The organism is Vibrio sp. MarTm2, from assembly GCF_027587055.1.
Taxonomy (GTDB): Bacteria; Pseudomonadota; Gammaproteobacteria; order Enterobacterales; family Vibrionaceae; genus Vibrio; species Vibrio sinaloensis_D.
Window position 1 is genome coordinate 242,609 of the sequence record NZ_JAPPTK010000003.1, and the last position, 20,331, is coordinate 262,939.

Below are 20,331 nucleotides of genomic sequence, written 5' to 3' on the forward strand. Positions count from 1 at the left end.
CTATTACCCCTGATTCAGTGATGACCAATGACTGTGAAGGACACGTTCAAGCTCAAGCGCACTCTTTTGAACAGCGTCTTGCGCTGTCGCCAGTGTTTTCTTGCCACCTTCAAAATCGCCTGTTGTAAGATCGAAAACGGTGCTGTACGTATCTGCACAAGTTTCAAATGCGCGGCTTCTTGGAATGGTCGCCATCATCACTTGATCCCCCAACAGGTAGTTCATTTCCGTCAATACTGCGACCTGCTTCTTGTTGTCATCTTCAAACATGGTTGGCATCAAGCGGACAAACTCTAATCCCTGCCAATCTTCTGGGAACATTTCGTACACCGTCGGCAGATGTTGGAAGAAGTTAACCGTCGACGCCCAGTCAAGACGCTTCGCCGCACAAGGGATGAGCAGCGCATTTGATGCGTACATTGCGTTCCAAACTAACGGGTCAACGTGTGGACCGGTATCAATCATAATGACATCAAAATCATCGGCAATTTGATCGATAAGTTTTTCTTTAAGCAGCTTAACAATGTCCAACGACTGATTCTGTGACAGGCTTTGCCACGCTTCAGCATTGAACATCGCGTCTTCAGGGAACGCTGATACGGTTTTTAAGTTTGGATACTGAGTAGGTAGCAACACATTCTTGTGCAGAAATTCGTTATCGATTTCCACACCTTCAGGCACGTTGTCGAGCATAACATCGACAGCAGAATAGATGTTTTCGTGATCAGTGAGGCTAATTTGCGGGTTTAAGAACAGACGAAGTGAACCTTGTGGGTCCAAGTCAATCAGACAGATACGGTAGCGCTTATCTAAGTTTAGTGCCATACACGCAGCAAGATGAACAGCCGTCATCGATTTCCCCGTACCACCCTTTTGGTTTTGTACGTTGATAATCCAAGGCTTATTGTCACCATTTTTCTTACGCTCATGAAACTTAGGTACGCCAGCCGCGTCCATAAGCATATGCGCTTCTTGAAGAGAAATAGAATAGTGATTGGCGTTGTTCTTAGTGAACTGATGACCCGACTCTTCAAGCTTACTGATGGCATCATCCAATTTACGACGAGTCAGACCTGAGCGGGTTTCCATCAATGCTTTTGACATTGGTGGAAAATGGTCATCACTGCGCTCTTCCAAAACAATCTCAATGCGGTCTGCTTGAACCTGAGCGGTTTGCTCCGCGAGGCGATTGAGATTTTCTATTGTGTTATCTCTCTTCATTGCCAAATTCCGTAATAAATGACTTACCCACGATTGTACAGCATTTAATTAAATTAACAATAAAAAGGTGAACATACACTTATGGATAAAAATCACATTAAATAGAAAACATTTTGTCATTTTAGTGACAAAGGGTAAAAAGCACACAAAAATCCGATTTCTAAAGCTTTGGAATAACCCGAAAAGTAAATTAGATTTAAAATGTTACAGCATCACAAATTTACATTGTAAAAATAAAAGGCTATCGATTAAGGAACAAACCTCGGAACGATTAACTTTGCAGCGTATTTTACGGATGGTGTCATTTCAATTTAAAACTCGATAACAAAATCTCTAGAACTGAATGGTTAAGAGCGGAAATAGGGAAGGAGTTCTAAATCTGGCGAGCCAACTAGGGATTCGTAATTGCAACAAATCTTTCGAAACGATGATCAAGGAACTCATCATGATCATGCTTACGGGGAAATACGCCACTTAAGGAACAATGATCAAGGAAAAATCGTCAGATACTCAGAATCATCGGTAAGTGATCTTATCGGCAAAAAGATCGGAACAATGATCAAGTATGATATCTTTCCGGAAGCATGAAAATTTCCAGATAAATTACGGGCAAATGCATATACAGTGGGGGTTAAAGACAAATCGACGACAATTTAAAGACAGTTCGATGACAGGTCCATCAAACAGGCACTTATCTTCACCAAACTTGATCATGCTTTCGCCAGTTTTACGAGAAATCAGCTGTTGTGGATAACATTGGAGTGGTGTCATTTCAATTGAATAACATGATGAAAATATCTGGAAATCGATTAAAAATGGTTCTCTCTTGATCATCGTTTCGACTATTTTTGTCAGCTCTATTAGTGCGAATTCAAGATCCTAGCTTTTATCACCGTGCTGATCTGTGGATAATATGTGAAACGATGATGATCATGCTTCAAGACATACAATGATCATGTTTTCATGATGATGATGATCATCGTTCTTAATCATTCTGATCATGCTTTCTCGTTCATAGTGATCATGGTTTCGGGATTATCATGATCATGCTTTCAGTGGCTGTTTTTTTTATTCCTTTAAAAACAGATAGTTACAAGGCACTTATCGCCCAGATCAATAGATCATATTACCAATTAAGATCAATATAATCAGAAAGATCAGTTATTTAAAAACAATAAGTTTTTTCTTTATTTATGATCTTTTTTTCTTTATTCTTCTGGAACTATAGCGATATTACGGCTAGTGTGACACGGATCTAAAAATGAGTTCAGAAGAAAAGATACTGATCAAACTCCCTAGAAGCCACAAAGATGGACATCTATTCGAGGTATCAGAAACAGCAGTTAACTGGATAGAGCAATATCAGCATTTCAAAGGGGTGACGAAAAGTATCGTAGAACTTCTGAATTTGATTTCTCTGCGAGGCTTTAGCAGCAAAGACGGTTTGGTCTCGACCACCGAATTGATCGAGGCAACCGACGGACAAGTCACTCGCGCTGCGATTCAACAGCGTTTACGTGCAGCAGTTAATATTGGACTGTTTCAACAAGTGCCTGTTCGCTTTGAAGAAGGATTGGCGGGCAAAACCATGTTGCACCGTTTTATCAATCCGAGCCAATTGATATCAGCGCTTGGTGCCACCAGCCTAGTGACTGAATCGGTAAAACAAAATGAGAAACAAAAACGCTCTAAAGCTCTCGCGCAAACGCAAGTGAACAAGCGCTTGTTAAACGAGCATGGGCTCAATACGCCACCAGCAATGAAAGACGAAGCGGATCAATTTGTCGTTTCTCCTACCAACTGGGCGGGGATCATTGATCAAGCGTTAGCACCACCACGGACGCGTAAGCAGTACCAGAAAAGTATGGTTTCAATCTCAGGTACACGTGCTGTGATCGAAACGCGTTCATCAAAGAACATCATGACCGTTGATGATCTGATGACCCTATTCGCCTTGTTTACTCTGACAGTTCAATACCACGAGCATCACCAACACCAGTATCAGCTGGATGGCACTCAAGTTCCGAATAAAACACCGCTGTATATCACCGATATTCTTTCCTTGCGCGGCAAAAAAGACAGTGGACCTGCACGTGATTCAATTCGAGATAGTATTGATCGCATTGAATTTACAGACTTTCAGTTGCATGAGCTGACTGGCCGCTGGTTGAGCGAGAACATGCCAGAAGGCTTCAAGAGCGACCGTTTCCGTTTTCTAGCCAGAACCATCACAGCTTCAGAAGAAGCGCCAACAGAGAACGCTGACGGCGAAATTCGCATTAAACCGAACCTGTATATCCTTGTTTGGGAACCTTCGTTCTACGAAGAGCTGCTGACGCGTGATTACTTCTTCCTGTTCCCACCTGAGATCTTGAAACAGCATACCTTGGTATTCCAGCTCTACAGTTACTTCCGTAGTCGCATGGTACGTCGTCATACTGATGAAATGTTGCTGAGTGAGTTGAATCAGAAGTTGGCTCGAAACATAGAATGGCGCCGTTTTTCGATGGATCTGATCCGCGAGCTTAAACGTTTATCGGATGGAAAAGGGAGCGAGGATCTTTTTGTCGTCAACCTCTGGGGGTATCACTTGACGATCTCGGCGGTAGAAGAGAAAGGGAAGATCAAAGATTACCAGTTTGACATTAAATGTGACGCTGAAGAGGTGCTTCGTTATTCGCGCGCCAGAACAACCAACGCTGGCAAGCGAAATATGGCGCCAACGTTGCCAAACCCATTGCGCAATGAAATGGTGACTAAAAAGCAGCTTGAAGAGATGTCTCAAATCATTGATGGTGAGTTCGAACCCATTCAGCGTAAAGAACGCTCGCCGAAAGGAAAACTTGGCCGACGAGTCAAACAGCGCAAGCACCTGGTTGAGATCAATGCTGATGAGATTACCATTACTCTATCTAAATACACCTCACCAGAGGCCCTAGAACGCTCTATAACGGCTCTTGCCGCTATGACAGGGCATTCACACACCTCAATTCAAGAAGAGTGTCTGGAGCTCATAGACAAGCTCGATTACCTTCGTGTCGGTGAGCAGGCGATTCCGTACGAAACCTTGAGCAAAATGGTCGAGTTGTATAACGGCCAAAGTGAGAACAAGCATTTATCCATTGAACGTCTTATTGCTGGTCTCGCCGTGCGCAGGAAAGTGTGCAAACAAGTATTTGAAGGGCACCTCGATGAGACGGTCTTCAGAGCCCTTGATGAAGTCGCGGTCTAATTTTTACCTTCAAGAGAGAAGCCAGCGTCGCACGCTGGCTTTTTTGTGCCACCTGTTTATCGTTTGTTACATTCGATAAACCTTTGAACAAAGCTACTACATTCTCCTGACAGTCAACTGACAAAGCGAATCAGGGAGTTGGATAAGATTTATCCCGAATAGACAACCTTTTGTCCTTTCTGATGAATGAGGGATTAGATTATCCCTGATAGATTGGCTCATATTGTTACATTCATTCTGAATATTTTTGCGAGTTCTCTGAACTCGCTTTTTTTTTGTCCAAAATTCAGGTTTGAGATGAAAGAGTGGCCGAAAAGTCGTGATTGTCGGATCAATGATCAAGGGATTGCTTGATCATTGATCCGAAGATTGGGTGAGTAACAGGGGGCGAAGATTAATGGAGGGCGCGTTGTCCTTGATCATAGTTCCGTGGTTCATTCCACGATTGTGCTGCCATAAAGTGAACATGGGATTCGATCAACTGATCCGACTCGGCTTGCCAATAGGTTTGCTCTTGCTGATTGCAGAACTCGAGCGTTAATACTGCCAAGTGTTGCAACCGTTTCATGCACCAGTCTTTAAGCTCCAGCTCACTGAGTGGATTCGAGGCCACATTTTGCAGTCGGCTGTAGGCTAACTGCAAATATTGATAGGCTTTGTCTGGCTTTTCATAATGATTGTGTTGATAGACACGCAGGCACCCATCTAACCAGCAAGCGATAGCCTTGCTCTGAAGATCGGTGATCCTTGGACCCCAAACGGTATCTGGAACCGATTGGATCAATGATTCTAGGGTTTGCTCTTGATCATGCTTTCGAGTTTGATACCACACACCCATCTGTTCGACCCACGCGTCTAATGTCATCATGCTGCTTTAACCCATTGTTTTACAAAATGGTTTGGACCGACTTGTTTGTACTCTTCTTGCACAATGGCACTCTCTGCACGAATTTTGTCGGCATCCAGTGAATAGTTTGGTTCACTCTGCACCAATTTGCCAAATGGAAGATCCGGGTCTGGAACGGCAGAAATCAGCAATTGAGTGTAAGGATGCTGTGGATTGGTTAACAGCGCTTGAGTATCTCCCCACTCTACAATTTGGCCTTTGTACATTACCGCGGTCTCTTCGGCGATGTAATGCGCAGTGGCGAGATCGTGGGTAATGTATAGAAAACCAATACCGAACTCTTTCTTCATTCGCTGCATTAGGTTGAGTACGCCCAGACGAATCGATACGTCGAGCATTGATGTCGGTTCATCGGCTAAGATCACCTCTGCGCCTACCGCTAAGGCTCTTGCTAGATTAACCCTTTGCCTTTGACCACCACTCAGCTCATGGGGAAATTTCTTAAGTGTATCCGGCGCTAGTTCCACTAATTCAATCAGTTCTTGCAGCTTCGCGGGAATCTCTTTTTTGTCTGCGACTTGGTTATGAATCTTTAACGGGCGGGTCAGGTGGTGCTCAATGGTGTGTGTTGGATTGAGCGAGCCAAATGGGTCTTGGAACACCATTTGGACTTTGCTGCGGTATTCAAGCAGCTCTTTGCGCCCTTCAATATCGTCGATGTTTTTGCCGTTAAACAAGATTTCACCCGAGGTCGCAGGGTAGACCTTTGTCATTAAGCGCGCGCAGGTACTTTTACCGCAACCTGATTCCCCCACAAGCGCGAGAGTACGCCCTTTGTAGATATCGAAGCTCACGCCTTGCAGGGCTTTGAAACGCTCTTCAGAAGCGAAACCGCCACCAATGGTGAACTCTTTAACGACGTTGTTCAGTCTAATAATGGGCTCGCTCATGCTGTCGCTCCTTCTTGATTGTGTTTACCTTCATGGATGTTCGGGAACGAAGCCCAAAGTTTTTGTGTGTAAGGGTGTTGTGGTGCATTGCGTATCTGTTTTGAGGCGGCGACTTCGACGATTTCGCCGTGGCGCATGATGGCGATGCGATCGCAAAGCTGACTCATTAGTGCGAGGTCGTGAGTGATAAACAGAACCGAGAAGCCAAACTCTTCACGAAGTTGGTAGATTTGCTGCAAGATCTCTCGTTGAACGACCACGTCTAGTGCTGTGGTGGGTTCATCCATAATGATCAATTTAGGATTGAGTGATAACGCAATCGCAATCACCAAGCGTTGACGCATACCGCCACTGAATTGGTGAGGGTATTCGCTGAGACGCTCACGTGGAATGTTGACCAGATCGAGTAGCTTTTCAGCGCGGTCTTGGGCGACTTCCTCGCTGACACCTTGGTGGTGACGAAGCACATCGGCGAACTGCTCTTTGATTGGCAATACTGGGTTAAGCGAGTTCATGGCACTTTGGAATACCATCGCAATTTCACTCCAGCGAATGGCATTAATTTCCTCATCTGGAAGGCGCAATAAGTCTCTCCCTTGGAAATGGATTTGACCTCCAGAGATAAACGCAGGCGGCTTATGGAGACGATTGATGGCGAAAGCGATGGTGCTCTTTCCACAGCCTGACTCTCCCGCAAGGCCAAAGATTTCGCCTTTTCCGATATCAAAGCTCACCGACTTCACGGCTTGGAAATCACCGTGATCGGTAATGTAATCGACGCACAATTCGCGTATTTGAATAATGGGGTCGGCATGAAATGCATGCTCGAGAACCGATTGACTCATAAATCTACCTACCAAAAAAAGTAAAAGATAATGATTATCATTAACCCTTAGTTCGTGAGTGAAAAGAACTCATGGCAAAAAGGGTGAAGTGAGTCGAAAAAGCGTTGTTTAAAGAGTGCGCAAAGCGGCGCGTTGCGGGTGTTTCGAGCCAATAAGGGGAGAAGAAAAGTGAGAGCCAGATCAGCTTACTTTCATTGGGGGTAATCTTTTAAATGTACTTCGAGATAATGGGCCGTGCAAAGCCTATTTATAGAAAAATAGATAAGACTTTTCGAACTATTAGCAGAATCACATTCTGGAGCTAAAATTCTTAACAAGGGGCGCGTTGTTTTGCTACAGATTAGCTGTCCCTAGCATGGTTTGTTCGGAGGTTTATATGTCCATTAATTCTATTGACCATGATGAAATGACTAAGATTGCAGATAAGTGGGACTTCACGGAAGAAGTCGAGTCACAGAAGCCGGTAACATCGGTCAAATGTGCAGAAGCACGTCGTCGTATTGAAGCGCTCAGAGAGATTCGTGAAAGTGGCTTATCAATTGATGAAGCAAAGGAACTGGGCTTGTTGCACTAGTTGTCTTGTCTAATCTCAAATACCTAAGGGTGGCACATCAAGCCACCCTTTATTTTTGCGCTGTTTTTTTGATCTGATCCGCTTACAACCTACGATTGTTGCTCAACATTGGGCGTTGGTGTGGTATATTCCCACTCCATATTTTTACGGATACAGAGCGTTTTTTATGTCGATTAACCTTTCTAACCTTCCTGCCGAAGAGAAAAATAAGGTTGAGCTTGATAAGCAAGCGTCGTTTTTAGTTTGGAAGCTTCGTGAAGCGAAAGCTGTACCTGATGAAATCGATCAGGAAGCCGACAAAATTCGAGATGACAATGAACGAACGTTCTTTTTAGAATCCGTAGCCAAATATAAGCGAGTAATGGGTGTCGCCTAATGCGGGCCATTTCCTCTGCAAAGTGAGAAATTGAAAAGCTCTCGCTTTTTGCTAAAATCCTTCGCGTTAAATTGAATTAGAGAGAACATCCCGATGGGAAGAAGTTTTGAAGTGCGCAAAGCCTCTATGGCGAAAACAGCTGGCGCAAAAATTAAAGTTTATTCCAAATACGGTAAAGAAATTTACATGTGCGCGAAAAACGGTGGCTCAGATCCAGACATGAACTTGTCGCTAAAACACCTGATCGCAAAAGCTAAAAAAGACCAAGTTCCAGCACACGTTATCGATAAAGCAATCGACAAAGCGAACGGCGGTGGCGGCGAAGACTACGCACCAGCACGTTACGAAGGTTTTGGCCCTGGTGGCACTAGCGTGATCGTTGACTGTCTGACAGACAACGGCAACCGCACATTCCAAGACGTACGTCAGTGTTTCGTGAAAACGGGTGCGAAGATCGGTGTTGAAGGTTCTGTTTCTCACATGTTCGATCACCAAGCGGTATTCCAGTTCAAGGGCGATGACGATGAAATCATCCTAGAAACCCTGATGATGGAAGACGTTGACGTAACAGACGTAGAGCTTGAAGATGGCGTAATCACGGTATTTGCTCCGCATACCGAGTTCTTCAAAACGAAGACGGCTCTAAACGGTGCATTCCCTGACTTGACGCTAGATGTTGAGGAAATCACGTTTGTTCCTCAAACGCACACGCCAGTCGCGGGTGAAGACGCAGAGAAGTTCCAGAAATTCCTAGATCTTCTTGATGACTGTGATGATGTTCAGCAGGTTTACCACAACGCTGAGCTGTAATTGCAGCGAGATTAAAAAACCGAGCCAGAGTGCTCGGTTTTTTTATGCCTGCGAGGTGAAGGTCGCTGTCGCAAGCCAAGTCGCAAGTTTGCGAACCTGAGGTAAGACCGTCAAGTTAAGCAGTAATGCGCAGGGCCACGCCAGGGCGAAGCTTTGCATCCATATCGCGGGCCATTGGTCGCCAAACCCCAACTTATAGCCCGACAGTAGGCCAGACATGATCGCGGCCATGGTAAAAGAGGAGAGTAGGGCAGAGAGCCAAAACTGTTTTCGATTCATAGTTTGTCCTTTATTCGCTTGTCGTGAAGAGAGGAATAAGGATATAACTAGTCATTATTGAGAAAAATAAGCACATTTATAAACACGAATTCCATATTTGGAAATATTGATGACCTTTACCTATTTTGCTGTGTTGTTGAAGAGGGCTCATTGCTTGCTGCGTCAAGAAAGCTGCAACTTCCTGTTTCGACTATGTCGCGTCGTTTATCTGCGCTAGAGTCACGTCTCAATACTCGCCTTCTTGAAAAGCAAGGACGGGAGCTTGTCGCCACTCAAAATGGTCAGCAAACGTTTGAGTGGCTGCGCAGCGGTATGGAGTCCATTGAATCCAGTTTTGACCAACTCGTCTTAGACACCGAAGAGGTGTCGGGGTCAATTAAGTTAGCCTTGCCCCACAATTTTTATCGCGGATTTATCGCTGAGGTGGTCGAGCAGTTTTTAACCGACTACCCCAAAGTCACACTCGATTTAGTCCTTAGCCAAGAGCAAGCGGTTCCGCAGTCGGATCGAGATCTGTTGATGACGTTCGACGTAACGGGGCTTGATGAGATGATCGCTCGGCCGCTCTTTACGGCAAAACACGCCTTTTTTGCTAGCCCAGAGTATTTGCAGAGCATTGGTCAGCCCTTAACGACCTTGGAACAGCTTCCTCAGCTTGATTGGATTAGCGTTGATCACATTGTGGATATTCCTGTCTATCAAGACGATACCTTAGTGGAAATGTTAAAGATTCATCCTAGGTTGATCGTTAATGACATTATTTCGGTTTGCGCGGCGGTGGAAAAAGGACTCGGTATTGCGTCATTGCCCTTTCGTCATGTCACAGAAGAGATGAATTTGACCCGTGTTCTGCCTCAGTATCATCGCAGCGACAGACAAGCGTACCTTGTTTACAAGCAGCGGCGCTATCAACCTAAAGCATTGACTTTATTCGTTGATGCTTTGTTGGAAGGGGTTAAAAACAGAGCCAAGATCGGTTAGGTTTACAGTGTAAAGTCTGTTGAGCTCTTAAGGATAGAAGATGAGTAAAGTCGTGATTGTGACCGGTGGTGGACGAGGAATTGGAGCGGCGACTTGCGTGCTGCTCGCCAAGCAAAACTACAAGGTGTGTGTTAACTACCATTCTAATCAGCAACAAGCGCACTCGGTTGTCGACAAGATTGTGGAGCAAGGCGGCGAGGCGTTTGCCTATCAAGCGGATGTGAGTGACGAGAATCAAGTTCAAGCTATGTTTGTCGCAACTCGTCAGCGTTACGGCGGCGTGACGCATTTGGTTAACAATGCCGGGATTCTCTTTACTCAATCTGAACTGCGCAACATCGACGTTAAGCGATTTAAGCAAGTGCTCGACACCAATGTGATTGGCTGCTTTGTCTGCTGCAAAACCTTTATCAATCAGTTCGATCACGCTATCGAGCATGGGGCGATTGTGAATGTCTCGTCGGCAGCCTCTCGACTTGGCGCCCCTTTTGAATACGTCGATTACGCGGCATCAAAAGGGGCGATGGATTCGATGACCACAGGGCTGTCGTTGGAGCTGGCTGGGCAGAATATCCGCGTGAATGGTGTGCGCCCAGGCTGTATCTATACCGATATGCACGCTGACGGAGGCGAGCCGGGAAGAGTTGACCGCCTTGGTCCCAATCTTCCTCTCAAGCGTGGTGGAACGCCTGAAGAAGTCGCTAATGCCATTGCGTGGCTTCTCAGCGAAGAGGCATCGTATGTGACCGGCTCTTTTGTCGATTTAGCGGGTGGTCGCTAGCAAGCACATCTGCGTGACCTGTCTGACGTTCGGCAAGGATGACCGAAGGGGCATCTTACCTGTTCGATTTGGTCAATCTGCCACATGGTTGGCCAGTTGGTGTATGTCGAGCGCTTCTTCTTTATCGCCCATGCTGCTCGTTATCGACGCCTCTTGTGACGCCAAATCTACTGCCAAAGCTATTTGGCAATCTTGCTTGCTCCAAGTTATCGTCAATGATGTGCCCCCTCCTGAAACTTCAAATTCACCATCGAAAGCGGGGTGACGATTGCGCAGCCTGATGAGTTCCATTAGCCCTTTGACCACGGGATTTTGCTGTCGTGAATGGACTTCTTGCGACGTTAAATAGGGGCGGTTGATGTCACGGCCGACTTGGGTTTTCTTTAGCAGTTCGACGTCGTTCTCCATGGCAAACAAACCCGCGTAATAGACTTGGGGGACGCCCGGGCTGAAGAACTGAATAGCTCGCGCGATAAGGTAGTGAAAGTCATTTCTTCCCAGTGCGTCGTAATAGCTGCAATTGACTTGATACAAGTCGAGGTTGTTCGCTGCTGCGCCCGTCGCCAAACGACTTTGATCGCCACTATTGGTATGGATGGTTTCAACCAGACTATCAATTTGAGATGGCGTCAGTAGCCCTGATTTGTCGCCTTCGGGACCCGCATCAATAATGCCAATTCCATCATGTGTATCCAACACGGTAAGGCAGTTGCGCGGCGCAATGCCCAGCCAATGAATCAGCGGATCGACATCGTTAGCGGACAGAGCATGCAATACCAGCGGCGGGAGGGCAAAGTCATAGACTCGATGAACCCGTTTCGCGACATCAATCTGCGTTTGATAGTGGCTATGAATCTCGGCGATGGTTTCCATGCCCAGTTGATTGGCCCGCTGAGATAGAGCATCAATGAAATCAAACGTCTCATCGAGCATAAAGCAGCTGCTATTTGCGCGTTTGATCGCGTAGCCAGCGGCGTCTAAGCGGATAATTTTCACCCCATTGTCAGCGAACAGTTGCAACACTTGCTCGAGATACGCTTTGCCCTCGGGGTGTTCCACATTGATGTCAATTTGGTTGTCGGTAAAGGTGGTCCAAAAGTTAACTTGCTGACCCGATTTGAGCGTTTTGGCGCTAAAACAGCGGTTGGGGCGGGGACGATAAATGGCCTCTGCTTGGCTATCAGTGATGCCGCTAGGGAAGATGTCTTGCTCTTTGAGAAACAGAGACCAATAGGCGGATTCCTCGCCATAGTTAAGCACATCGATAAACTGCGGAGACTGAGCCGACGCATGGTTGACGATAAGGTCTGCCATGATGTCACAGTGTTCACTGAGCGCTTTGACATCCGCCCAGTTGCCTAAGCGTGAGTCAACCAATTGATGGTCTATCGGATCAAATCCTGCATCGCTGCCGTCGATAGGATAAAAAAACGGTAGCAGATGAACGGCGGAAAAAAGGCCGCTCAACTCAGTGGTGAGCAGTGTATTCAATGCGGGTAAATCGGCGCCACTTAAGCGGTCAACGTAAGCGATCAACTGAACCTTATTTTGCATGATAGAACGTTCCTGTATCGAGTTCGCGAGAGAGCAGAAGCCAGAATCCACTATCACAAGTGTTTAAGAGAGAGACCATCTTGGTTGAAGAGGTGGATCTTCTCGACATCCGCTTTTAGATGGATTTGTTCCCCGCGATGGAAATCTAAGATCCCGGGTAACTTCGCTACTATGGCTTCCTCATGCCCTTCGGCGTTGATATGGAGCAAAGTGACTTCGCCCAATGACTCTACAAACAGCACGGTTCCGGAGATGAGCGCTTCCTCTTGGTTTGCGACGAGGAAATCTTCTGGACGGACGCCCAATTGAAGCTGGCTTCCTTTTAGATCAGGGTTGGCGGCAATGGGAATATCGATGTGCAGGCCACTTTCGGCGCTCACTTTACATTTATCGCCCGCTTCAATCAGCGTTGCAGCACTTAGGTTCATGGCTGGAGAGCCAATGAACTGAGCAACAAATACATTGGCTGGATTCGTGTAGAGCTCAAGCGGCGTACCGACTTGTTCGATTTTCCCCGCCGAGAGCACCACGATGCGATCGGCAAGCGTCATTGCCTCGACCTGATCATGGGTTACATAGATCATGGTGGTTTGCTCAAGCTGTTCTTTCAGGTTAGCAATTTCAATACGGGTTTGCACACGCAGCGCCGCATCTAGGTTGGAGAGTGGCTCATCAAACAGGAACACCTTGGGTTGGCGCACGATGGCGCGTCCGATCGCCACACGCTGGCGCTGACCACCAGACAGGGCTTTGGGTAGCCTGTCGAGGTAAGGTTCAAGTTGCAGCATTCTGGCAGCTTCCATCACTCGCTCATGAATGGCTTCTTTTGATTCTTTGGCGATGCGCATCGCAAACGCCATATTGTCATACACCGTCATGTGCGGGTAGAGGGCATAGGTTTGAAACACCATCGCAATACCGCGCATAGCGGCGGGCAAATCGTTGACGCGGGCTTGTTCAATAAAGAGGTCGCCAGAAGTGATTTCCTCTAGCCCCGCGATCATGCGCAATAGTGTCGATTTTCCACAGCCAGAAGGGCCGACAAACACAACAAATTCACCCTGGCGAATATCGAGGTCGATGCCGTGCAGAACTTGCGTGTCACCGTATGATTTGGTTACGTTGGTTAAAGCTAATCCTGTCATTTCATTATTCTCATCATTTGCAAACGGCTTATTTGACTGAGCCAGAAAGAAGTCCACGAACTAAGTAGCGTTGTAGGGTAAAAAAGACCGCTAACGGCACCGCAATAGAGACAAAGGCCGATGCGGTAAGGATTTCCCAGTTGCCGCCTCTAGAACCAAGCAGCTCACGCAATCGTGCGGTTAACACCATGTGTTCTTCGCCGGTACCAAGAAATACAGTGGCCACCAGCAGATCGTTCCAAACCCACAAGAATTGGAAAATGCCAAATGAGGCGAGGGCAGGAAAAGAGAGTGGCAGCACAATGCGCATAAAGATTTCAAAGTCGGTGGCCCCATCTACTTTCGCAGATTCAATGATCTCTCGTGGCAAGCTGGAGATGTAATTGCGCAGCAGATAGATAGCCAAGGGCAAGCCAAAGCCAGTGTGGGCGAGCCAAATCCCGAGATAGGTTTTTGCCCCCACGCCAAAAAAGGCGCCGATATCGTTGTAGAGTCTTAACAGTGGAATCAATGACATTTGCAAAGGCACCACGAGTAAGCCGACCACTAACGCAATCAACAGGTTTCGCCCGGGCATTTTCATCCAAGAGAGTGCGTAGGCCGCGTAAGCCGCAATCAATATCGGAATGATTGTGGCGGGTATGGTGACGGTTAGGGAGTTGATAAATGAGCGGCCAATCCCTTCTGCGGTCAGCACTTCTTGATAGTTATCCAAGCCGAATTTGGGAGGCACAACAGCGGTAAAGAAAATTCGCTTGCCTCGCGAGCCAGTAAACGGCTCGGGTGAGGTCATCTGATATTGGCCGTTTTCTGTAACCGTGAGTGTGCCGTCATTTCGCATTTGCGCCACTTCGCCTGGTTGGTAACGGGTAGGCTCACGCGACGAAAACCCAAATGCGCTGATGGTACTCGGCTTGCCATCTACCAGCAGTTGGCCTTGAAGAACATATCGATCCCCTTGTTTTACTTGCTTGTCAGGCGCCTCGGTACGCTCTACCAAGTTTTGCTGCGAACTGGTGAGAGATGTCCACCAACCGGAAATCGCCAATTGGTCTTTGTCGCGAAACGACGAAATAAAAAGACCCGCCGTGGGTAAGGTCCACAGCACCACAATCACAAATACCGAAAAGTGGACCAAAAGCGTCAGCGGTGAGCGCCTTAGTTTGCTCATGCTGAATGTTGCGTTACTCGCAGACGTTGAATCTGACATTAGCGATCCTCCATTTGCGCGCTCGCTTGGCGCATGTTCCAAACCATCACAGGGACAACGGCAACCATAATGATTACCGCAATGGCAGCTCCGCGTCCGAAATCACCGCCGCCTCGGAACATCCAGTCAAACATCATGTTCGCGAGAACTTGGGTGCTCCATTGACCGTTGGTCATTGCCAAAACAATATCGAAAACTTTCAGTACCAAAATGGTGATGGTGGTCCACACCACGGCGATGGTGCCCCAAATCTGTGGAATGAGGATCTTGAAGAAGATTTGCACCCCACTCGCGCCATCAAGAACAGCGGCTTCTACCGTCTCTTCTGGGATACCGCGCAGCGCAGCGGAGAGGATCACCATCGCAAAACCGGTTTGGATCCAAATTAAGATCACCATCAAGAAGAAGTTGTTCCAAAATGGGATCGTGATCCATGCTTGCGCGGTGCCGCCAAACGCTTCAACTACGGCATTGAGAATACCGATTTGCTCTGATCCAGGAGCGCGATAGTCGTAGACAAATTTCCAAATGATGGATGCACCGATAAACGAGATTGCCATCGGCATAAAAATCAGACTTTTGGCGATATTGCCCCAGCTGACTTTGTCTGTCAGAGCGGCGATAACCAGACCGAAAAACGTCGACGCCGCGGGGACAACCAGCAACCAAAGTAAGTTGTTGAAAAGCGATTCGCGAAATTCAGGGTCGTTAAAGAGCCATAGATAATTGGCGAGGCCAACAAATTGGTCGCCGTTTCTGTCGTGCAGAGACAGCACAATCGACTCAAATACTGGATACACCAGATACAAACCAAGAAAGCTCAAGGCAGGGCCAAGAAACAACCAAGGACGAATGGATGCGGCACGTCGCAAGTTGCGAGCCATGGTTTGATTGGAGACGTTTTTGGTTGGAAAGATCACACTCAGCAACCAGTTGGTGCCCAAAAAGTAGACCACGCAACTGGCAACGCCTAACGCCATGATAAAGAGTGAGGAGTAAAGCTGTTCCATTGCTATTTCACCTATCGCTGTCGAATTCGTTCTCGAGGCAACAGAAAGCCGATAGAGCAGTGCCTATCGGCTTTCGACGTGGGAGTTACTTCAACGCATCCCAAGTGGTTTGGACGTCGTTGGCAACGTCTTGGGCAGGTTTACCACCACTGTAGTCCACCATGCCTGTCCAGAAGGCGCCTGCGCCAATTTTGCCCGGCATCAGATCGGAGCCATCGAAGCGGAAGGTTGTCGCTTGCAGCAATATCTCACCCTGTTTTCTCAACGTTTCATTGCCATAGGCAGCCACGTTTGCTCCTTTATGCGGCGTTAAGAAGCCTGATTGCGCCATCCAAATTTCATGGGCGATTGGGGATTGTAAGAATTCCATAAAGGCGCGCGCCGCAGGTGAATCTTTAGTGATGCTCCACATGGTACCAGCGCCGAGTACTGGCTTACCTAACGGTTTCGATTCGTAGGCTGGGAAGTAGAAGAAATCAACGTCTGCACCTAGCTGAGTGCCTTCAGGGAAGAAGCTCGGAATAAAGGAGGCTTGGCGATGCATATAACATTTGACCGGAGAGGTGAACAAACCTTTCGGTGAATCGCGGAAGTCGGTTGCAGCAACTGCGCGAGCGCCGCCATCAACATAGGCATCGTTGCGTACAAACCAACCGAATTCTTCGATCGCGTTGACCACTTTGGCATCGTTAAACTTGAGCTCGTTGGTGACCCATTTGTCGTAGTCCGCTGGCGATTGAGTGCGCAGCATCATATCTTCTACCCAGTCTGTTGCCGGCCAGCCTGTCGCACCGCCCGAGCCTAAACCAACACACCATGGAGTTTCGCCATCTTTGACGATTTGCTCGGTCAACGCTTTTAACTCTTCCATGGTTTCAGGGACTTCGTAGCCCGCATCTTCAAAGTTTTCAGGGACGTACCAAACCAGCGATTTCAAATCGACCTTGTAGAAAAATCCATACAGCGCGTCTTTGCCATCTTTACCGGCAAAGGTCCCCAAATCGACCCATGAAGAACCGGCGGCATAGTTATCATTGATCCATGTTGCTGTCTTTGGCTCTAGGGGGGTCAAGAAGCCTTTAGAAGCGAGATCGGCAGCCAAACCTGGCTGAGGGAAAATCGCAATATTCGGCGCACTGCCTGCTTGAACATCGATGGCGATTTGTTGCTCAAACGAGTCTGAACCAGAGTAGTTCACTGTGGCGCCTGTCGCGGCTTCAAAGTAAGCAATCACGCTTTCAACTAACTCTTTATCTTGGGTAAGCCAAGGACCAAAGATGGTGATGGTTTGACCTTTCAGATCTTGACTCTTCAAAGCCTCGTAGCTTTGCCAATTGAAGCGAGCGTCCTCGCCGGGAGTGTATTTTAAATCAGCAGCGATGGTAGGGAGGGACAGCACCGCGACAGCAATCGAACTAGCAAGTAGAGTGGTTTTCATTGGTTAGACTCCGTGTTCAGATACCTAATTAACGTTTCTTGTTATCAAACCGAACTTTGTTGAGATGACCGTTTATGGTGGTTATCTCTTAATCGATTAAGTTATCACTAATCAAAATAGAACTACCTCCAGAGATTGCTTGTTTTTTAGCCTTATGTTGTGCTTTTGATCATATTTACTGCTGTTATTTTGAACAAAAGTTGATCGGGTTCAAAGTTGATCAGTTTGCTTCTCTCCTTCGAGTACTGGTTTTTACTTAATCGTTTTAGACTTTAAAAAATTGAGGCTACCTTTGCCTACAGAACAAGACGTTTGGACTTAGCCCTATCATGCAAAATAAAAAGCCGACACTTAAAACCGTAGCTGAGTATCTCGGGGTTTCCACCGCGACGGTGTCGAATGCCTTTAACCGACCAAACCAGCTCTCTAAATCGCTGCGAGAGAAGATTCTCTTTGAGTGTGAAAACCTCGGTTACAGCGGACCAAGCATCACTGCGCGCAGCCTTCGAACTGGCAAAACGGGGGTGATTGGGCTGTTATTGGCTGACAACCTTGCGTTCAACTTTACCGATCCTGTAGCGACGGAGTTTCTTGCGGGGATTTCTCAATTGCTTGACCAAGAGCACGTCAACATGTTGATGCTGCCGTCCAATACCGAGAACTATCAGAACACTCAAGTCGAGACGATTCCAGACAGCTTTATTGTGTACGGCAAACCGATGGACGCCAACGTCATGAACTTGATTACGCGTCAGCGCAAACCTTTAGTGACGGTCGATTTTTGTTGGCCAGACATTCCCTCGATTAACGTTGATAACGAACAAGCCTGTTACGACATCGCAAGCCACGCAATTCACAGCCCTGATGACCATATCTTGATCCTCGGTTTGCGCTTGGAATCGACCAATGCACTGGCACTGGCCAATCTAGACAACCTGTATACAGAGGAAGAATCGGTGTCGAGGTGCCGCTTTGAAGGCTACAAACGGGCGATTCACGACAAGGGGGCGACGCTGGATGTGGACAATGTATGGCAAATCCATGAGCTTGAGAAACCGGTTCTAAAAACCATGTTGCGAGGCACGTTGACCTCACCGCAGCGTCCCCAAGTGCTGTTGTGTATGAGTGACAAGATTGCTCTCGCAGCCCTTGAGGTAACCCAAGAGCTCGGTTTAATCGTTCCAGAAGAGATTCGTATTGTCGGATTTGATGATATTCCTGCTGCAGAGTCAGCCGGATTAACCACGGTCAGGCAGCCGATTATGCATAAAGGGCAGCTTGCCGCCCAGATGGCGATGGGGCACATCCCATATCAAACCATGGTACTCGATACCGAGTTAATGATTCGACGTACCAGTTAGGCCTGTATAACCCGTTTAAGGAGCAACGATCATGAGTACGCAGCAACTCGATAAGCGCTGGTGGCACAATTCGGTTGTCTACCAAATTTACCCGCGAAGCTTCAATGATGCGAATGGCGATGGGATCGGTGATATTCCTGGCATCATCGACAAACTCGACTACATCGCGGAGCTGGGTGCCAATGTCATTTGGTTGAGTCCTGTGTATCAATCGCCGATGGATGACAACGGCTATGACATCTCCGATTATCAGAAAATTGCCCCTGTATTTGGCACCATGGCCGATATGGATAGGCTGATCGCTGAAGCGGATAAGCGCGGTATCAAGATTGTGATGGATTTGGTGGTCAACCATACCTCTGACGAACACCCGTGGTTTATTGAATCACGCAGCAGCAAAGATAGCCCTAAACGGGACTGGTATATTTGGAAAGATCCTAAGCCTGATGGCAGTGAGCCAAACAACTGGGAGTCTTTTTTCAAACCTAAGGCTTGGACGCTTGATGAGAACACCGGGCAGTATTACCTGCATCTGTTCAGCAACAAGCAGCCTGATCTCAATTGGGCGAATCCAGAAGTGCGTGAAGCCGTCTACGACATGATGCATTTCTGGCTGAAAAAAGGATTGGGTGGTTTTCGTATGGATGTCATCAACATGATTGGTAAACCTTCCGATTACCCCGATGCGACGATCTTCGATCAAGGGGTTGCGGGGTGGGAGCATTGGTCCAATAACTTGTTGGTTCACCAATACCTGCGTGAAATGCATGACAAAGTCCTCAAACATTATGATGTGTTAACCGTGGGAGAAACGCCTTTCACCACCACCCTTGATGGGCGTTATTATTCGCATCCTGATCGCAACGAGATCAGCATGATATTCCAGTTCGAGCACGTCAGTATCGATAGGGAAGAGCACAATGCGGTGAAAAAACCGTTCGATTTGGTTCAATACAAAGAGATCATGACTCGTTGGCAAGAAGACTTGTATCAAAAGGGCTGGAATAGTCTTTATTGGAGCAACCACGATCAACCTCGCACGGTTTCGCGCTATGGATGTGACTCTGCAAAGTACCGGGTGGTGAGTGCGAAAATGCTCGGCACGGTACTGCATATGATGAGTGGCACGCCGTACATCTACCAAGGTGAAGAGATTGGTATGACCAACAAGCACTTTGACTCTATTGACCAGTTCAATGACTTGATGGCGAAATTCCACTATCAAAAAATGCGTGACAGAGGGGTAAGTGATGCGGATGCGCTGGCCTTTTTGAACGATTTTTCACGCGATCACGCTCGAGTCCCTGTGCAGTGGAACGATCAATTAAACGCTGGCTTCACCTCGGGGACGCCATGGCTGCCCGTCAATGACAACTATCCAGAGATCAACGCGGAACAGGCGGTTAAGGATGAAGACTCGATTTATCATCACTACCGCCGCTTGATTGCTTTGCGTCAAGGAGAGCAGTACGGTGACGTGATTGTGTATGGCGAGCATCAATTGCTGGACCCGCAAGACAGTGAGGTCTACGCCTACATCCGCAGTCATCAAGGCAAATCACTGCTGACTATTGCAAACTTTAGTGGCAATAGTGTGGTGAGAAGTTATCCCTGCAGTGTCAAACAGCAAGTGATCAACAATTACCCAGAGACTGTTGAGAGCCTAACGGAGATGGCATTAAAGCCTTACCAAGCTTTGGTGATTGAACTGGCATAG

Annotated in this window: 18 protein-coding genes; 8 read left to right on the forward strand and 10 right to left on the reverse strand. The window is 47.3% G+C overall.

Annotated elements, in window-relative coordinates:
• Positions 1 to 3 precede the first annotated feature (3 nt).
• Positions 4 to 1,221 carry a ParA family protein gene (locus OH458_RS08670; protein WP_269978017.1) on the reverse strand — a complete coding sequence of 406 codons (1,218 nt, stop codon included), beginning with the start codon at positions 1,219 to 1,221 and terminating at the stop codon, positions 4 to 6.
• Between the two features lie 1,261 nt (positions 1,222 to 2,482).
• Here OH458_RS08670 and OH458_RS08675 point away from each other — a divergent pair.
• Positions 2,483 to 4,453, forward strand: coding sequence for a replication initiator protein RctB domain-containing protein (locus OH458_RS08675; protein ID WP_038135602.1), 1,971 nt, complete (start codon positions 2,483 to 2,485; stop codon positions 4,451 to 4,453).
• A gap of 394 nt (positions 4,454 to 4,847) precedes the next feature.
• Here the strand turns inward: OH458_RS08675 and OH458_RS08680 are convergent, their stop codons facing one another.
• The 3 genes from OH458_RS08680 to OH458_RS08690 are packed head-to-tail and all read right to left on the reverse strand — an operon-like array spanning position 4,848 to position 7,095.
• On the reverse strand, positions 4,848 to 5,321 hold the full coding sequence (locus OH458_RS08680; RefSeq protein WP_269978018.1) for a transcriptional regulator: 474 nt from the start codon (positions 5,319 to 5,321) through the stop codon (positions 4,848 to 4,850).
• The gene (locus OH458_RS08685) at positions 5,318 to 6,250 is read right to left on the reverse strand and encodes an ATP-binding cassette domain-containing protein (RefSeq protein ID WP_038135608.1); all 933 of its coding nucleotides are present in this window, start codon (positions 6,248 to 6,250) and stop codon (positions 5,318 to 5,320) included. The genes OH458_RS08680 and OH458_RS08685 overlap by 4 nt, the downstream gene beginning before the upstream one ends.
• Positions 6,247 to 7,095: an ABC transporter ATP-binding protein gene (locus OH458_RS08690; protein ID WP_269978019.1), complete on the reverse strand. Its 849-nt coding sequence runs from the start codon at positions 7,093 to 7,095 to the stop codon at positions 6,247 to 6,249. The genes OH458_RS08685 and OH458_RS08690 overlap by 4 nt, the downstream gene beginning before the upstream one ends.
• A 376-nt stretch (positions 7,096 to 7,471) precedes the next feature.
• Here OH458_RS08690 and OH458_RS08695 point away from each other — a divergent pair, with 376 nt between their 5' ends.
• The 3 genes from OH458_RS08695 (at position 7,472) to OH458_RS08705 (ending at position 8,855) form a co-directional block, all read left to right on the forward strand.
• Positions 7,472 to 7,669, forward strand: coding sequence for a PA3496 family putative envelope integrity protein (locus OH458_RS08695; RefSeq protein WP_038135611.1), 198 nt, complete (start codon positions 7,472 to 7,474; stop codon positions 7,667 to 7,669).
• A gap of 166 nt (positions 7,670 to 7,835) precedes the next feature.
• Positions 7,836 to 8,045, forward strand: a complete 210-nt coding sequence (locus OH458_RS08700; protein WP_005469113.1) for a DUF3283 family protein — start codon at positions 7,836 to 7,838, stop codon at positions 8,043 to 8,045.
• A 93-nt stretch (positions 8,046 to 8,138) separates the two neighbouring features.
• Positions 8,139 to 8,855: a YebC/PmpR family DNA-binding transcriptional regulator gene (locus OH458_RS08705; protein WP_005469305.1), complete on the forward strand. Its 717-nt coding sequence runs from the start codon at positions 8,139 to 8,141 to the stop codon at positions 8,853 to 8,855.
• A 42-nt stretch (positions 8,856 to 8,897) separates the two neighbouring features.
• On the opposite strand, the gene OH458_RS08710 is transcribed toward OH458_RS08705, so the two are convergent.
• Positions 8,898 to 9,134: a DUF2798 domain-containing protein gene (locus tag OH458_RS08710; RefSeq protein ID WP_269978020.1), complete on the reverse strand. Its 237-nt coding sequence runs from the start codon at positions 9,132 to 9,134 to the stop codon at positions 8,898 to 8,900.
• Positions 9,135 to 9,191: 57 nt separating this feature from the next.
• Here OH458_RS08710 and OH458_RS08715 point away from each other — a divergent pair, with 57 nt between their 5' ends.
• Together OH458_RS08715 and OH458_RS08720 are read left to right on the forward strand one after the other, a co-directional pair.
• Positions 9,192 to 10,115 carry a LysR family transcriptional regulator gene (locus OH458_RS08715; protein WP_269978021.1) on the forward strand — a complete coding sequence of 308 codons (924 nt, stop codon included), beginning with the start codon at positions 9,192 to 9,194 and terminating at the stop codon, positions 10,113 to 10,115.
• 40 nt (positions 10,116 to 10,155) lie between these two features.
• Entirely contained in the window at positions 10,156 to 10,896 is a 741-nt protein-coding gene (locus OH458_RS08720) for an SDR family oxidoreductase (RefSeq protein WP_038135615.1), read from the forward strand.
• 72 nt (positions 10,897 to 10,968) lie between these two features.
• Here OH458_RS08720 and gtfA read toward each other — a convergent pair whose 3' ends face one another.
• The 5 genes from gtfA to OH458_RS08745 form a co-directional block, all read right to left on the reverse strand.
• Positions 10,969 to 12,450: a sucrose phosphorylase gene (gtfA, locus tag OH458_RS08725; protein WP_269978022.1), complete on the reverse strand. Its 1,482-nt coding sequence runs from the start codon at positions 12,448 to 12,450 to the stop codon at positions 10,969 to 10,971.
• A gap of 53 nt (positions 12,451 to 12,503) precedes the next feature.
• Entirely contained in the window at positions 12,504 to 13,595 is a 1,092-nt protein-coding gene (locus OH458_RS08730; protein WP_269978023.1) for an ABC transporter ATP-binding protein, read from the reverse strand.
• Between the two features lie 28 nt (positions 13,596 to 13,623).
• Positions 13,624 to 14,805, reverse strand: a complete 1,182-nt coding sequence (locus OH458_RS08735; RefSeq protein WP_269978024.1) for a carbohydrate ABC transporter permease — start codon at positions 14,803 to 14,805, stop codon at positions 13,624 to 13,626.
• Positions 14,805 to 15,815 (reverse strand): carbohydrate ABC transporter permease, encoded by a 1,011-nt coding sequence (locus OH458_RS08740; protein ID WP_005469357.1) that lies wholly within the window; start codon positions 15,813 to 15,815, stop codon positions 14,805 to 14,807. Before OH458_RS08740 ends, OH458_RS08735 begins: the two co-directional genes overlap by 1 nt.
• Positions 15,816 to 15,900: 85 nt before the next feature.
• Positions 15,901 to 17,253 carry an ABC transporter substrate-binding protein gene (locus OH458_RS08745; RefSeq protein WP_269978025.1) on the reverse strand — a complete coding sequence of 451 codons (1,353 nt, stop codon included), beginning with the start codon at positions 17,251 to 17,253 and terminating at the stop codon, positions 15,901 to 15,903.
• Positions 17,254 to 17,582: 329 nt separating this feature from the next.
• Between OH458_RS08745 and OH458_RS08750 the strand changes: the two genes are divergently transcribed.
• Positions 17,583 to 18,614, forward strand: a complete 1,032-nt coding sequence (locus tag OH458_RS08750; protein ID WP_269978026.1) for a LacI family DNA-binding transcriptional regulator — start codon at positions 17,583 to 17,585, stop codon at positions 18,612 to 18,614.
• A 31-nt stretch (positions 18,615 to 18,645) separates the two neighbouring features.
• On the forward strand, positions 18,646 to 20,331 hold the full coding sequence (locus tag OH458_RS08755) for a glycoside hydrolase family 13 protein (RefSeq protein ID WP_269978027.1): 1,686 nt from the start codon (positions 18,646 to 18,648) through the stop codon (positions 20,329 to 20,331).

Excerpts from the sequence above, each read along its gene's own strand:
- OH458_RS08670 (WP_269978017.1), bottom strand. The coding sequence starts at position 1,221 with ATGAAGAGAGATAACACAATAGAAAATCTCAATCGCCTCGCGGAGCAA.
- OH458_RS08675 (WP_038135602.1), top strand. The coding sequence starts at position 2,483 with ATGAGTTCAGAAGAAAAGATACTGATCAAACTCCCTAGAAGCCACAAA.
- OH458_RS08680 (WP_269978018.1), bottom strand. The coding sequence starts at position 5,321 with ATGATGACATTAGACGCGTGGGTCGAACAGATGGGTGTGTGGTATCAA.
- OH458_RS08685 (WP_038135608.1), bottom strand. The coding sequence starts at position 6,250 with ATGAGCGAGCCCATTATTAGACTGAACAACGTCGTTAAAGAGTTCACC.
- OH458_RS08690 (WP_269978019.1), bottom strand. The coding sequence starts at position 7,095 with ATGAGTCAATCGGTTCTCGAGCATGCATTTCATGCCGACCCCATTATT.
- OH458_RS08695 (WP_038135611.1), top strand. The coding sequence starts at position 7,472 with ATGTCCATTAATTCTATTGACCATGATGAAATGACTAAGATTGCAGAT.
- OH458_RS08700 (WP_005469113.1), top strand. The coding sequence starts at position 7,836 with ATGTCGATTAACCTTTCTAACCTTCCTGCCGAAGAGAAAAATAAGGTT.
- OH458_RS08705 (WP_005469305.1), top strand. The coding sequence starts at position 8,139 with ATGGGAAGAAGTTTTGAAGTGCGCAAAGCCTCTATGGCGAAAACAGCT.
- OH458_RS08710 (WP_269978020.1), bottom strand. The coding sequence starts at position 9,134 with ATGAATCGAAAACAGTTTTGGCTCTCTGCCCTACTCTCCTCTTTTACC.
- OH458_RS08720 (WP_038135615.1), top strand. The coding sequence starts at position 10,156 with ATGAGTAAAGTCGTGATTGTGACCGGTGGTGGACGAGGAATTGGAGCG.
- gtfA (WP_269978022.1), bottom strand. The coding sequence starts at position 12,450 with ATGCAAAATAAGGTTCAGTTGATCGCTTACGTTGACCGCTTAAGTGGC.
- OH458_RS08730 (WP_269978023.1), bottom strand. The coding sequence starts at position 13,595 with ATGACAGGATTAGCTTTAACCAACGTAACCAAATCATACGGTGACACG.
- OH458_RS08735 (WP_269978024.1), bottom strand. The coding sequence starts at position 14,805 with ATGTCAGATTCAACGTCTGCGAGTAACGCAACATTCAGCATGAGCAAA.
- OH458_RS08740 (WP_005469357.1), bottom strand. The coding sequence starts at position 15,815 with ATGGAACAGCTTTACTCCTCACTCTTTATCATGGCGTTAGGCGTTGCC.
- OH458_RS08745 (WP_269978025.1), bottom strand. The coding sequence starts at position 17,253 with ATGAAAACCACTCTACTTGCTAGTTCGATTGCTGTCGCGGTGCTGTCC.
- OH458_RS08750 (WP_269978026.1), top strand. The coding sequence starts at position 17,583 with ATGCAAAATAAAAAGCCGACACTTAAAACCGTAGCTGAGTATCTCGGG.
- OH458_RS08755 (WP_269978027.1), top strand. The coding sequence starts at position 18,646 with ATGAGTACGCAGCAACTCGATAAGCGCTGGTGGCACAATTCGGTTGTC.